The following is a 12,849-nucleotide window of genomic DNA, read 5'->3' as shown; positions in this document are numbered from 1 at the left end:
CTTACTTCTTCTTCCCTTCCTTGCGGAAGATGTACTCGCCGCGGTACTTGATGCCCTTACCCTTGTAGGGTTCGGGCTTGCGCCAGCGGCGGACCTCGGCAGCAAACTGGCCAACGGCCTGCTTGTCGATGCCCGAGATCTCAACGGTGGTCTGGTCCGGAGTCTTCACTTCGAGACCTTCGGGAACATCGAGATCGACGTCGTGCGAGTAACCGAGCTGAAGCTTGAGCTTCTTGCCCGATGCCTGTGCACGGTAGCCGACACCGGTGATCTCGAGGACCTTGGTGTAGCCTTCGGTCACGCCTTCGACGAGGTTCGAGACGAGGGTCCGCTGCATGCCCCAGTGGCTGCGCGCGGCCTTCGTATCATTCGCCGGCTGAACCGAGATCTCTTCGCCTTCCACCTTGTAGGTGATCAGGTCCGACAGACCCATCGAAAGGGTGCCCTTCGGACCCTTCACGGTGAGCGTGTCACCTTCGATGTTGGCAGTCACCCCGCTCGGGATGGCGACCGCTCTCTTGCCGATGCGGCTCATCAGAACACCTCCGCCAGCACTTCGCCGCCGACATTCTCGGCACGTGCTTCGTTGTCCGAAAGCACGCCCTTGGGCGTCGAGACGATGGTGATGCCGAGGCCGTTGCGGATCGTCGGCAGTTCCTTGGAACCCGAGTAGACGCGGCGGCCCGGCTTGGAGACACGGGCGACGTGCTTGATTGCAGGTTCGCCTTCGAAATACTTCAGTTCGATCCGCAGCGCGGGGTGCTTGCCCGTCGCGTCTTCACTGTAGCCACGGATGTAGCCTTCGCGCTGAAGAACTTCGAGGACGTTTGCACGCAGCTTGCTGGCGGGCGACAGGACGGAGTCCTTCTTCGCGCGCTGCCCGTTGCGGATGCGGGTGAGCATATCACCCAGGGGATCGGTCATAGCCATCTATCAGTACCTCACCAGCTCGACTTGGTCAGGCCCGGAATCAGGCCCTTGTTGCCGAGGTCGCGCAGTTCGATACGGTTGAGACCGAACTTGCGGTAATAGCCGCGCGGGCGGCCGGTGGTGGTGCAGCGGTTGCGCACGCGGGTCGGGTTCCCGTTGCGGGGAATCTCGGCCATCTTCAGACGCGCAACCCAACGCTCGCTTTCGTCGAGCGACTTGTCGTCGGCAATCGCCTTCAGCTTCGCGTACTGCGATGCGTACTTCTTGACGAGCTTCTTGCGACGCTCGTTCTTGTTCACGGAACTCAGTTTCGCCATGGACTTAAGCTCTCTTTCCTAGCGGCTCACGCCGCTTCCTGCTGTTCCGACTCTTCAGCCGGGAACGGGAAACCGAAGAGACGCAGCAGTTCGCGCGCTTCTTCATCGGTCTGGGCGGTGGTGGTCACGATGATATCCATGCCACGAACCTTTTCGATCTTGTCGTAGCTGATCTCGGGGAAGATGATCTGCTCCTTCAGGCCCATGGCATAGTTGCCACGGCCGTCGAACGACTTGGGGTTCAGGCCACGGAAGTCGCGGATGCGGGGCATCGCGATCGTGACGAGACGGTCGAGAAACTCGAACATGCGATCGCGGCGCAAAGTAACCTTGCAACCGATTGGCATGCCTTCACGCAGCTTGAACTGCGCGATCGACTTCTTCGCCTTGGTGATGACCGGCTTCTGACCGGCGATCAGTTCCATTTCCGCTGCTGCGGTCTGGACCTTCTTCTTGTCCTGACTGGCTTCGCCAACGCCCATGTTGAGCGTAATCTTCTCCAGCTTCGGCACCATCATCGGGTTCGCGTAACCGAACTTCTCGGTCATCGCCTTCACGATTTCGGCCTCGTACTTGGCCTTCATTCGCGGAGTGTAGCTATCAGCCATCGATCGTCTCCCCGGACTTGACGGCGACGCGCACCTTCTTGCCGTCACGCTCTTCAAAGCGGACGCGGGTGGGCTTGCCATCCTTGGGATCGGCAACGGCGACCTTCGAGATCGCCATCGGAGCAGGGTTGCGTTCGATGCCGCCCTGCGGGTTCACCTGGGTGGGCTTGCGGTGGCGTGTCGCGACGTTGACGCCATCGACCACGACCTTGCCGTCCTTCGGAAGGACCTGGGTGACCGTACCGGTCTTGCCCTTGTCCTTGCCCGACAGCACGACGACGCTGTCACCCTTCTTGATCTTCGCGGCAGCCATTACAGCACCTCCGGAGCAAGCGAGATGATCTTCATGAAGCCGCGACCGCGCAGTTCGCGCACCACGGGGCCGAAGATACGGGTGCCGATGGGTTCTTCGTTCTTGTTGACGAGAACCGCGGCGTTCGAGTCGAAGCGAATGACGCTGCCATCGGGACGACGGACGTCCTTCTTGGTGCGCACGATCACCGCACGGTGAACGTCGCCCTTCTTGACCTTGGCACGCGGCTGCGCCTCCTTGACGGAGACAACAATCACGTCACCGACGCTGGCAGTGCGCCGCTTCGATCCGCCCAGCACCTTGATGCACTGGACGCGCTTGGCGCCGCTGTTGTCAGCAACGTCAAGGTTTGATTGCATCTGGATCATCGATCCGGTTCCTTTTTACTCGGCTTTCCGGGACGAAAGCCCGGGAGTTCCAAAAGTCAGTCGGCTCAGCCGTTCGCGGCTTCAACCTCGATGTCGGCTTCCAGGGCGGTGTCGGCCCGGCCGCCGACGCGGTCGAGAACCTTCCACGTCTTGAGCTTGGAGATCGGAGCGACCTCCTCGATGCGGACCTTCTCGCCGGTGCGGAACGTGTTGTCCGCATCGTGAGCGTGGTACTTCTTCGAGCGACGGATGATCTTCCCGTAGAGCGGGTGCTTCACCTTGCGCTCGACCTTGACCACCACGGTCTTGTCGGTCTTGTCCGAGACCACGGTCCCGATCAGGATACGCTTGGGCATGGTCTTGTCCTTACTTCGCTGCGCGGGCGCGTTCGCCCTGCAACGTCTTGATGCGCGCGATCTGGCGGCGGACTTCCTTGATGCGAGCGGGACGCTCGATCTGGTTGGTCGCAGCCTGGAAGCGCAGGTTGAACTGCTCGCGCTTGAGATCGGTCAGATCAGCGGTCAGCTGGTCGTCGCTCTTGGCGCGAAGGTCTTCAGCTTGTGCCATCATTCACCTCCCAGGTGCGAGGAGTCGCCAAGTCGGGCGACAACCTTGGTCTTGATCGGCAGCTTCATTGCAGCGCGGCTGAACGCCTCTGCAGCGAGCGGGCCCGGAACGCCGTCCAGTTCGAACAGGATGCGACCCGGCTTCACGCGGGCTGCCCAGTATTCGACCGAACCCTTGCCCTTACCCTGACGGACTTCGGCAGGCTTCTTCGAAACCGGAACGTCGGGGAACACGCGGATCCACAGACGGCCCTGACGGCGAATGTGGCGAGTGATCGCACGACGGGCAGCCTCGATCTGGCGCGCGGTGATACGCTCCGGTTCCATCGCCTTCAGCCCGTACGAGCCGAAGTTGAGGTCCGTGCCGCCCTTGGCGTTGCCATGGATCTTGCCCTTGAACGCCTTGCGGAACTTCGTTTTTTTCGGTTGCAGCATTGCTCTTACCTTACCCTAACCTCAGCGCGCCGGTCGCACGCCGGAGGTCTGGGCCTCCATCATCAGACGGTCCTGCGCCATCGGGTCATGCGCCATGATCTCACCCTTGAAGATCCAGCACTTGATTCCGATGATGCCGTACGCGGTCAGCGCTTCGGCTTCGGCGTAGTCAACGTTTGCACGCAGGGTGTGAAGCGGCACGCGGCCTTCACGGTACCACTCGACGCGGGCGATTTCCGCACCGCCGAGACGACCACCGCAAGTGATCTTGATGCCTTCGGCACCAAGACGCAGGGCCGACTGAACGGCGCGCTTCATCGCACGACGGAAAGCCACGCGGCGAACGAGCTGGTCGGCGATGCCCTGGGCGACGAGCTTGGCGTCGATCTCCGGCTTGCGGATTTCAACGATGTTCAGCTTCACTTCGCTGTCGGTCATCTTCGAAAGCTTCGTGCGAAGCTTCTCGATGTCAGCGCCCTTCTTGCCGATGATGACACCGGGGCGAGCCGCGTAGATCGAGATGCGGCACAGCTTGGCCGGACGCTCGATCACCACCTTCGAGATCGCAGCCTGCGGCAGCGTGTCGACGATGAACTTGCGGATCTCGATGTCTTCCTTGAGCAGACCGGCATAGTCGCGCCCTTCGGCGTACCAGCGGCTGTCCCAGGTACGGTTGATCTGGAGACGCAGACCGATCGGATTCGATTTATGACCCATGGATCAGGCCTCCTCGACTTCGCGAACCACGATGCGCAGCCGGCTGAACGGCTTCAGGATGCGCGTGGACTTGCCACGGCCCCGCGTGTGGAAACGCTTCATTGTGATCGACTTGCCGACCGAGGCTTCAGCCACGACGAGTGCATCGACATCCAGGTTGTGGTTGTTCTCGGCATTGGCGATCGCCGAGGCCAGGACCTTGCGTGCGTCCTGGGCCATGGCGCGCTTGGAGAACGCGAGAATGTTCAGCGCGTCCTCGGCCTTCTTGCCGCGGATCAGGCCGGCGACGAGGTTGAGCTTCTGGGCCGAGCCACGGATCGTGGTCCCGACTGCCAGCGCTTCCTTGTCACCGACGCGGCGCGGAGCTGCCTGCTTGCTCATCAGCGCTTGCCCTTCTTGTCAGCGGCGTGACCCGGGAACGAACGCGTAGGCGCGAATTCACCGAGCTTGTGGCCGACCATGTCCTCATTGACGGACACGGGGATGTGCTTCTGGCCATTGTAGACGTTGATCGTCAGGCCAACGAACTGCGGAAGAATCGTCGAACGACGCGACCAGGTCTTGATCGGCGCGCGGCCGCCCGATTCCTGGGCGGTCTCGGCCTTCTTCAGCAGGTGGAGGTCCACGAACGGACCCTTGCGGAGCGAACGAGCCATGACCGCTTACCTCTTCTTCTTCGCGTGACGCGAACGGATGATCATCTTGTCCGTCGACTTATTGTGACGGGTGCGGGCGCCCTTGGTCGGCTTGCCCCACGGAGTAACCGGATGACGGCCACCCGAGGTGCGGCCTTCACCACCACCGTGCGGGTGGTCGACCGGGTTCTTGGCAACACCGCGGGTAAGCGGCTTAACGCCCATCCAACGGCGACGACCGGCCTTGGCCAGCGTCTGGTTGGAGTTGTCGGGGTTCGACACGGCGCCAACAGTGCCCATGCAGTCACCGCGCAGGTAACGCTGTTCACCCGAACCGAGACGCACGATGACCATGCCGCGGTCACGACCGACGATCTGGGCATATGCACCGGCCGACCGTGCGATCTGCGCACCCTTGCCCGGCTTCATTTCCAGGTTGTGGGCGATGGTACCGACCGGCATCTGCGACAGGAGCATCGCGTTGCCGGGCTTGGTGTCAGCCTTTTCAGCAGCAATGATCGTATCGCCGACAGCCAGACGCTGCGGAGCGATGATGTAGGCCTGCTCGCCGTCCTCATACTTGATGAGAGCGATGAACGCAGTGCGGTTCGGGTCATACTCAAGACGCTCGACGGTCGCGGGGACGTCCCACTTGCGACGCTTGAAGTCGATGTAGCGGTACTTCTGCTTGTGACCGCCGCCAATGCCGCGCGAAGTCACGTGGCCCTTGTTGTTACGGCCACCCGTCTTGCGCTTACCTTCAGTCAGCGCCTTGACGGGCTTCCCCTTCCAGAGGCTCGACTTGTCGACGAGCACCAGGCCACGGCGGGCCGGCGAAGTCGGTTTGTAGTTCTTCAGTGCCATCAGTCTCTAGCCTCAGATACCGCTGGTGACGTCGATGGACTGGCCTTCGGCCAGCGTCACGATCGCCTTCTTCACATCGACGCGCTTGTAGGGCTTGCCCTTCCAGCGCTTGACCTTGCCCTTCTGGACCATGGTGTTCACGCCGGTGACCTTGACGTCGAACAGCGCTTCGACGGCCTCCTTGATCTGCGGCTTCGTGGCGGTTTCCGCCACCTTGAAGACCACAGCGTTGTTTTCCGAAAGAAGCGTCGACTTCTCGGTGATGTGCGGAGCGACGATCACGTCGTAGTGCCGCACGTCGATTTCCTTAGCCTTAGCCATTGAAACGGGCCTCCAGCTTTTCGACAGCGTCCTTGGTGAGGATCAGCGTGTCGTGCTTCAGGATGTCGTAGACGTTGGCGCCTACGGCCGGCAGGACATTGACGCCCGGCAGGTTGCCCGCAGCCTTGCGGAACCCGTCGTTGACGCTGTCACCGTCGATCACGAGGACCTTGCCGCCAAAGCCGAGCTTCTCGAACTGAGCCTTGAGAGCCTTGGTCTTGGCATCTGCGAGCTCGAGGCTGTCGACGACGACGAGACCGTCCTTCGCCTTGCTCGACAGGGCCATTTTCAGACCGAGAGCGCGGACCTTCTTGTTCAGCGAGATGTCGAAATCACGCTTGCGGGCACCGTGAGCCTTACCACCACCGATAAAGATGGGGGCCTTGCGGTCGCCGTGACGAGCCGTGCCGCCGCCCTTCTGGCGACCCCACTTCTTGCCAGTGCGTGCCACGTCGGAACGCTCACGCGTCGGGCGCGCGGTGCCGCGACGGTTCCACAGCTGCCAGGTGACGACGCGGTGCAGGATGTCCGCACGCGGTTCGAGACCGAAGACGTCGTCGTTCAGCTCGATGTCGCCCGACGCCTTGCCGTCGAGTTTCTGGACCTTCACCTTCACGGATCAGCCCTCCTTGTTCTCGCCGCCATCGGCAGCGTTGTTTTCGGTGTCGGCACCGGCTTCCTGTTCCTTGAGCAGTTCAGCCTGCTGTTCGGCGGAAACTTCCGGCTGCACTTCGTGCTCGGCAGCGCTCTCGACCATGCCGGCAGGCGCTTCCTCGTGCTCGGGCTGCGTGCTCTTCTTCTCGAGCAGGGCTGCCGGGAACGGCAGGCCTTCGGGAAGCGGGAGCTTCACGGCGTCGGTGACGACAAGCCACGAGTTCTTCGCACCCGGGACCGAACCCTTGACGAAGAGCAGGCCGCGGTCGGCGTCGGTGCGCACGATCTCGAGGTTCTGCTGCGTGCGCTGACGATCGCCCATGTGGCCGGCCATCTTCTTGTTCTTGAAGACGCGACCCGGATCCTGGCGGTTACCCGTCGAACCGTGAGCACGGTGGCTGATCGACACGCCGTGCGTGGCGCGCATGCCCCCGAAACCCCAGCGCTTCATGGCGCCGGCGAAGCCCTTGCCCTGTGTGTGGCCGGTGATGTCGACCTTCTGACCAGCGATGAAATGTTCCGCGCTGATGGTGGCGCCGACCGGCGGGAGACCGTCTTCGGCCTCGACGCGGAATTCTGCGACCTTCATCTTCGGAGTCACTTCAGCCTTGGCGAAATGTTCGCGCTGCGGCTTTGCAACGTTCTTCAGCTTCGCTTCACCCGCGCCGAGCTGAACAGCGACATAACCGTCGCGGTCCATCGTGCGGTGCGAAACGACCTGGCAGTCTTCCAGGGCCAGAACGGTCACGGGAACGTGACGTCCATCCTCCTGGAAAAGGCGGGTCATCCCGACCTTTTTAGCGATCACGCCAGTGCGCATGACCTAATCTCCTAACAGAGGCACCAAGGGCCCATCCCATGGTGCGTGTCAGCCCAGATTTTCATGCGTCGCCCCGTCCGGGCTGATAATGCCCTCCCCCGTAAGGAAGAGAGCGAGACGGGGGACGCAGCCCGGAAAGAATTTCCGGCGGTATCCCTAAGTCCTCGAAGTGAAGACCTAAGACCGGCCCTTAGGCCAGCTTGATCTCCACGTTCACGCCTGCAGCGAGGTCGAGCTTCATAAGCGCATCAACGGTTGCGGCATTGGGCTGCACGATGTCGAGCAGCCGCTTGTAGGTACGCACCTCGAACTGCTCGCGCGACTTCTTGTCGATGTGCGGACCGCGGTTCACGGTGAACTTCTCGATACGCGTCGGCAGCGGAATGGGGCCCCGAATAAGCGCGCCGGTGCGGCGTGCGGTTTCTGCGATCTCGCCAGTAGCCTGGTCGAGTACGCGGTGGTCAAACGCCTTGAGGCGAATGCGGATGTTCTGAGCTTCCATGTCCAATACCGATGCGAAAGAGCCAAACAGCAAGGGCCGCAGCCCCCACCAAAAAAGAAAGAACCGCCCCGCCTCACCATCGTCGGTTTCCCGACGCGGGAAGGGGCGGCCCTTCCGAAAATTCCGACCGGCGGGAGTGAATCACCCCCGCCGGTGCGCGTGCCTATATTACTTCGTGATCGAGCTGACAACCCCCGAACCGACGGTGCGGCCACCTTCGCGGATTGCGAAGCGCAGACCTTCATCCATCGCGATCGGAGCGATCAGCTTGACGCCGATGGTGACGTTGTCGCCCGGCATGACCATTTCCGTGCCTTCCGGCAGGATCACTTCGCCCGTCACGTCGGTCGTGCGGAAGTAGAACTGCGGACGGTAGTTGGCGAAGAACGGCGTGTGACGGCCGCCTTCGTCCTTCGACAGGACGTAGACTTCTGCGTTGAACTCGGTGTGCGGGGTAACCGAACCGGGCTTGCAGAGGACCTGGCCACGCTCAACTTCTTCACGGCCAACGCCGCGAACCAGTGCACCGATGTTGTCGCCGGCTTCACCCTGATCGAGCAGCTTGCGGAACATTTCGACGCCGGTGACGGTCGTCTTCTTGGTGTCCTTGAGGCCGACGATTTCGACTTCTTCACCGACCTTAACGATGCCGGTTTCAACGCGGCCGGTAACAACCGTACCGCGACCCGAGATCGAGAACACGTCTTCGACGGGCATCAGGAAGGGCTTGTCGGTCGGACGCGGCGGCTGCGGGATGTAGTCATCCACGGCCTGCATCAGTTCCTTGATCTTGTCTTCGCCGATTTCAGGGTCGCGGCCTTCAAGGGCAGCGAGAGCCGAACCTGCGATGACCGGAATGTCGTCGCCCGGGAAGTCGTAGCTCGAGAGGAGCTCACGGATTTCCAGCTCGACGAGCTCGAGCAGTTCCGGATCGTCGACCTGGTCGACCTTGTTCATGAACACGACGAGAGCCGGAACACCGACCTGACGTGCGAGCAGGATGTGCTCGCGGGTCTGCGGCATCGGACCGTCAGCAGCGTTCACGACGAGGATAGCGCCGTCCATCTGGGCAGCACCGGTGATCATGTTCTTCACGTAGTCGGCGTGACCCGGGCAGTCGACGTGCGCGTAGTGGCGGGCGTCGGTTTCATACTCGACGTGTGCGGTCGAAATGGTAATGCCGCGCTCACGCTCTTCGGGAGCCTTGTCGATGTTTGCGAAATCGACGGCTGCGCCCTGGACCTTGGTGATTGCCGCGGTCAGCGTGGTCTTGCCGTGGTCGACGTGACCGATGGTGCCGATGTTGCAGTGCGGCTTGTTCCGCTCAAACTTAGCTTTCGCCATTTTAAAAAACCTCTGTTCGTCTGGATCAGTTGATCAATTTTGATTTTAGGCGGGACAGAGACGGCACCCGCTGAATCAGGCGCCGCCCCTAGACCGGTTGAGAAGCTTGTGCAAGCTTCTCCTTGGGCCCCACTCGCCTTAGGCGAGCTTTTCCTTAACTTCGGCTGCGACGTTCGCCGGAACCTCGTCATAGTGGCTGAACTGCATCGTGTACTGGGCACGGCCCTGCGTGAACGAGCGCAGTTCGTTGACGTAACCGAACATGTTGGCCAGCGGCACGTTGGCTTCGACAGCCTGTGCGTTGCCGCGCGAGTCGGTGCCCTGGATCTGGCCACGACGCGAGTTGAGATCGCCGATCACGTCGCCGAGGTAGTCCTCGGGAGTGACGACCTCGACCTTCATGATCGGTTCGAGCAGCTTGATGCCTGCCTTCTGCGCGACTTCGCGCATCGCACCGCGACCGGCGATTTCGAACGCGATCGCACTCGAGTCGACGTCGTGGTACGCACCGTCATAAAGTTCGACGGTGAAGTCGATGATCGGGAAGCCGACCATGTAGCCGCTCTCGGCCTGTTCGCGCAGACCCTTTTCGATCGCCGGGATGTATTCCTTCGGAATGTTACCGCCCTTGATGTTGTCATCGAAGACGAAGCCCTGACCGCGCTCACCCGGGGTGACCTTGATCTTCACGCGACCGAACTGGCCCGAGCCACCCGACTGTTTCTTGTGGGTGTAGTCGACGTCCACCGGCTTCGCGAGATATTCGCGATAAGCAACCTGCGGCGCACCGACGTTGGCCTCGACCTTGAACTCGCGCTTCATGCGATCGACGAGAATGTCGAGGTGAAGCTCGCCCATGCCCTTGATGATCGTCTGGCCCGATTCGTGGTCGGTCGAGACGCGAAACGAGGGATCCTCGGCAGCCAGGCGGTTGAGCGCGATGCCCATCTTTTCCTGGTCGGCCTTGGTCTTGGGTTCGACCGACAGCTCGATGACGGGTTCAGGGAACTCCATACGCTCGAGAATGATCGGCTTGGCCGGATCGCACAGGGTGTCGCCCGTGGTCGTGTCCTTCATGCCCGCCAGTGCGACGATGTCGCCGGCGTATGCTTCTTCGATGTCCTCGCGGTTGTTCGAGTGCATCAGCAGCATGCGACCGATCTTTTCCTTCTTGTCCTTCACCGAGTTCAGGACGGCACCCTTCGAGAGCTTACCCGAATAGATGCGCGTGAAGGTCAGCGAGCCGACAAACGGGTCGTTCATGATCTTGAACGCCAGCGCCGAGAACGGAGCCTCGTCGCTCGAGGGGCGCTCGGCCTCCTCGTCGCTGTCGGGCAGGACGCCCTTGATGGCCGGAACGTCAAGCGGCGACGGCATGTAGTCGACGACCGCGTCGAGCAGAGGCTGAACGCCCTTGTTCTTGAACGCCGAACCGCAGGTTACCGGAACGAAGTCTCGGGCCATCGTACCCTTGCGGATCAGCCTCTTGATCGTGGCGACGTCGGGCTCGTTACCTTCGAGGTACGCTTCCATGACTTCGTCGTCCTGTTCGACGACGGTCTCGATCAGCTGCTCGCGATATTCGGCAACCTTGTCGGCCATGTCCTCGGGGATGTCGACGAACTCGTACTTCGCGCCCAGGTCTTCAGCCTGCCACACTATGCCGCGGTTCGACACGAGATCCACAACGCCCTTCAGCTGGCTCTCCGCGCCGATCGGCAGCGTGATGACCAGCGGCTTGGCGCCGAGGCGGTCGATGATCGACTGTACGCAGTAGTAGAAGTCTGCGCCGGTGCGGTCGAGCTTGTTGATGAAGCACATCCGCGGCACGCCGTACTTGTCGGCCTGACGCCACACGGTTTCGGACTGCGGTTCGACACCTGCGACGCCGTCGAAGACTGCGACCGCACCGTCGAGCACGCGCAGCGAGCGTTCGACTTCGATGGTGAAGTCGACGTGGCCGGGGGTGTCGATGATGTTGATGCGGTACTTCGGCATGTCAGCACGCAGGTCTTCGGGAGCCGAGCGGGGATCCATGGTCGGATCTTCGGGCGTCCAGAAGGTGGTGGTGGCAGCCGAGGTGATGGTGATGCCGCGTTCCTGCTCCTGCTCCATCCAGTCCATGGTGGCGGCGCCGTCGTGGACTTCGCCGATCTTGTAGGACTTGCCGGTGTAGTAGAGGATACGCTCGGTCGTGGTGGTCTTGCCAGCATCGATGTGAGCCATGATGCCGATGTTGCGATAGCGATCCAGCGGATATTCGCGCGCCATGGAAAATTCCTTGAGGGGTTCGGGGTAAGCCGGGAGACCCGCCCCATATAGTGACTAATATGACTATCTGAAGACGCGGCAGGCGAGCACCGGGGCTCGGGCCGCCGCGTTCCAGATACGCCTTACCAGCGGTAGTGCGAGAAAGCGCGGTTGGCGTCTGCCATGCGGTGAGTGTCCTCGCGCTTCTTCACGGCGTTGCCGCGGTTGTTCGAGGCATCCATCAGCTCGCCCGACAGGCGCGCGGCCATCGTCGTTTCCGGACGGTTGCGCGCGGCCGTGATCAGCCAGCGGATGGCCAGCGCCTGGGCACGCTCGGGGCGGACTTCGACGGGGACCTGGTAGGTCGCACCACCGACGCGGCGGCTGCGGACCTCGATCTGCGGCATGACGTTGCCGAGCGCATCGTGGAACAGCTGGACCGGATCGGTCTTGGCCTTGGCTTCGACGGTGTCGAGAGCGCCATAGACGATCTTTTCGGCAACCGACTTCTTACCGTCGAGCATGAGGTTGTTCATGAACTTCGACAGGACCTGATCACCGAACTTGGGATCGGGCAGGATTTCCCGCTTCTCGGGACGACGACGACGTGACATCTATCTTACTCCTAGACGGGAATTCTTACTTCGGACGCTTCGCGCCGTACTTCGAACGGCTCTGCTTGCGATCCTTGACGCCCTGGGTGTCGAGCACGCCGCGAAGGACGTGGTAACGGACACCGGGAAGGTCGCGAACACGGCCGCCGCGGATGAGCACGACCGAGTGCTCCTGCAGGTTGTGGCCTTCGCCCGGGATGTAGCTGATGACTTCGCGGCCGTTGGTCAGGCGCACCTTGGCGACCTTGCGAAGTGCCGAGTTCGGCTTCTTCGGGGTCGTGGTGTAGACGCGGGTGCAAACGCCGCGCTTCTGCGGGTTCTGCTCCATCGCAGGGACCTTGCTCTTGGCCTTCTGCGGGACGCGGCCCTTGCGGACCAGCTGGTTGATAGTAGGCATTTAGCTTCCTTCCTTGGCCGACAGGGTTTCCCCCGCCGGGTTGCGCCCTCCCCCGCGCCCTTATTGAGAAGGTGCGAATGGGATCGGGCCAAAAAACTCTTGGCCGAGCCGTTTGCCAGTGATGGAAGGAATGGATCGGGCGAATGCGGCGAGCAGGCCTTTATATAAAGGCCCCGCCATCAGGCATCGCACGA

General features: G+C 61.8%; 21 protein-coding genes. All 21 read right to left on the bottom strand.

What is annotated here, in order from left to right:
• Window position 1: 1 nt before the first annotated feature.
• The 21 genes from rplF to rpsL all read right to left on the bottom strand — a co-directional run bounded on the left by rplF (window position 2) and on the right by rpsL (window position 12,655).
• On the bottom strand, window positions 2–535 hold the full coding sequence (gene rplF / locus A9D15_RS12840; protein ID WP_066765601.1) for a 50S ribosomal protein L6: 534 nt from the start codon (window positions 533–535) through the stop codon (window positions 2–4).
• On the bottom strand, window positions 535–930 hold the full coding sequence (gene rpsH / locus A9D15_RS12835) for a 30S ribosomal protein S8 (RefSeq protein ID WP_066765599.1): 396 nt from the start codon (window positions 928–930) through the stop codon (window positions 535–537). The genes rplF and rpsH overlap by 1 nt, the downstream gene beginning before the upstream one ends.
• An 11-nt stretch (window positions 931–941) precedes the next feature.
• Window positions 942–1,247 (bottom strand): 30S ribosomal protein S14, encoded by a 306-nt coding sequence (gene rpsN, locus A9D15_RS12830; protein ID WP_066765597.1) that lies wholly within the window; start codon window positions 1,245–1,247, stop codon window positions 942–944.
• 26 nt (window positions 1,248–1,273) lie between these two features.
• Entirely contained in the window at window positions 1,274–1,855 is a 582-nt protein-coding gene (gene rplE, locus A9D15_RS12825; protein ID WP_066765595.1) for a 50S ribosomal protein L5, read from the bottom strand.
• Window positions 1,848–2,168 carry a 50S ribosomal protein L24 gene (gene rplX / locus A9D15_RS12820; RefSeq protein WP_066765593.1) on the bottom strand — a complete coding sequence of 107 codons (321 nt, stop codon included), beginning with the start codon at window positions 2,166–2,168 and terminating at the stop codon, window positions 1,848–1,850. Before rplX ends, rplE begins: the two co-directional genes overlap by 8 nt.
• On the bottom strand, window positions 2,168–2,536 hold the full coding sequence (gene rplN / locus A9D15_RS12815) for a 50S ribosomal protein L14 (RefSeq protein ID WP_066765590.1): 369 nt from the start codon (window positions 2,534–2,536) through the stop codon (window positions 2,168–2,170). The genes rplX and rplN overlap by 1 nt, the downstream gene beginning before the upstream one ends.
• A 65-nt stretch (window positions 2,537–2,601) precedes the next feature.
• Window positions 2,602–2,892, bottom strand: a complete 291-nt coding sequence (gene rpsQ, locus A9D15_RS12810) for a 30S ribosomal protein S17 (protein WP_066765584.1) — start codon at window positions 2,890–2,892, stop codon at window positions 2,602–2,604.
• A gap of 10 nt (window positions 2,893–2,902) precedes the next feature.
• Complete coding sequence (gene rpmC, locus A9D15_RS12805; protein ID WP_066552632.1) at window positions 2,903–3,106, bottom strand: 50S ribosomal protein L29; 204 nt, start codon at window positions 3,104–3,106, stop codon at window positions 2,903–2,905.
• On the bottom strand, window positions 3,103–3,537 hold the full coding sequence (gene rplP, locus A9D15_RS12800) for a 50S ribosomal protein L16 (protein WP_066552631.1): 435 nt from the start codon (window positions 3,535–3,537) through the stop codon (window positions 3,103–3,105). The genes rpmC and rplP overlap by 4 nt, the downstream gene beginning before the upstream one ends.
• 21 nt (window positions 3,538–3,558) lie before the next feature.
• Window positions 3,559–4,254 (bottom strand): 30S ribosomal protein S3, encoded by a 696-nt coding sequence (gene rpsC, locus A9D15_RS12795; protein ID WP_066765582.1) that lies wholly within the window; start codon window positions 4,252–4,254, stop codon window positions 3,559–3,561.
• Window positions 4,255–4,257: 3 nt separating this feature from the next.
• Window positions 4,258–4,635, bottom strand: coding sequence for a 50S ribosomal protein L22 (gene rplV, locus A9D15_RS12790; protein WP_066765580.1), 378 nt, complete (start codon window positions 4,633–4,635; stop codon window positions 4,258–4,260).
• Window positions 4,635–4,910, bottom strand: coding sequence for a 30S ribosomal protein S19 (gene rpsS / locus A9D15_RS12785; RefSeq protein ID WP_066552624.1), 276 nt, complete (start codon window positions 4,908–4,910; stop codon window positions 4,635–4,637). Before rpsS ends, rplV begins: the two co-directional genes overlap by 1 nt.
• Before the next feature lie 6 nt (window positions 4,911–4,916).
• On the bottom strand, window positions 4,917–5,753 hold the full coding sequence (gene rplB / locus A9D15_RS12780; RefSeq protein WP_066765579.1) for a 50S ribosomal protein L2: 837 nt from the start codon (window positions 5,751–5,753) through the stop codon (window positions 4,917–4,919).
• A 12-nt stretch (window positions 5,754–5,765) separates the two neighbouring features.
• Window positions 5,766–6,074 (bottom strand): 50S ribosomal protein L23, encoded by a 309-nt coding sequence (locus A9D15_RS12775; protein WP_066765577.1) that lies wholly within the window; start codon window positions 6,072–6,074, stop codon window positions 5,766–5,768.
• Window positions 6,067–6,690 carry a 50S ribosomal protein L4 gene (rplD, locus tag A9D15_RS12770; RefSeq protein ID WP_066765574.1) on the bottom strand — a complete coding sequence of 208 codons (624 nt, stop codon included), beginning with the start codon at window positions 6,688–6,690 and terminating at the stop codon, window positions 6,067–6,069. Before rplD ends, A9D15_RS12775 begins: the two co-directional genes overlap by 8 nt.
• A 3-nt stretch (window positions 6,691–6,693) precedes the next feature.
• Window positions 6,694–7,548, bottom strand: a complete 855-nt coding sequence (gene rplC, locus A9D15_RS12765; protein ID WP_066765572.1) for a 50S ribosomal protein L3 — start codon at window positions 7,546–7,548, stop codon at window positions 6,694–6,696.
• Between the two features lie 190 nt (window positions 7,549–7,738).
• Window positions 7,739–8,050, bottom strand: coding sequence for a 30S ribosomal protein S10 (gene rpsJ / locus A9D15_RS12760; RefSeq protein WP_047820271.1), 312 nt, complete (start codon window positions 8,048–8,050; stop codon window positions 7,739–7,741).
• Between the two features lie 168 nt (window positions 8,051–8,218).
• Window positions 8,219–9,394: an elongation factor Tu gene (gene tuf, locus A9D15_RS12755; protein WP_066765571.1), complete on the bottom strand. Its 1,176-nt coding sequence runs from the start codon at window positions 9,392–9,394 to the stop codon at window positions 8,219–8,221.
• Between the two features lie 138 nt (window positions 9,395–9,532).
• Entirely contained in the window at window positions 9,533–11,665 is a 2,133-nt protein-coding gene (gene fusA / locus A9D15_RS12750) for an elongation factor G (protein WP_066765570.1), read from the bottom strand.
• 122 nt (window positions 11,666–11,787) lie between these two features.
• Window positions 11,788–12,258 carry a 30S ribosomal protein S7 gene (gene rpsG / locus A9D15_RS12745; RefSeq protein ID WP_066765568.1) on the bottom strand — a complete coding sequence of 157 codons (471 nt, stop codon included), beginning with the start codon at window positions 12,256–12,258 and terminating at the stop codon, window positions 11,788–11,790.
• Window positions 12,259–12,283: 25 nt separating this feature from the next.
• A complete protein-coding gene (gene rpsL / locus A9D15_RS12740; protein ID WP_047820267.1) occupies window positions 12,284–12,655 on the bottom strand; it encodes a 30S ribosomal protein S12 in 372 nt (123 codons plus the stop codon).
• Window positions 12,656–12,849 lie beyond the last annotated feature (194 nt).

It is taken from the genome of Croceicoccus pelagius, from assembly GCF_001661915.1.
Classification (GTDB): Bacteria; Pseudomonadota; Alphaproteobacteria; order Sphingomonadales; family Sphingomonadaceae; genus Croceicoccus; species Croceicoccus pelagius.
The sequence above is the reverse complement of the archived record's forward strand: the minus strand, read 5'-3'. Positions and strand labels throughout refer to the sequence as shown.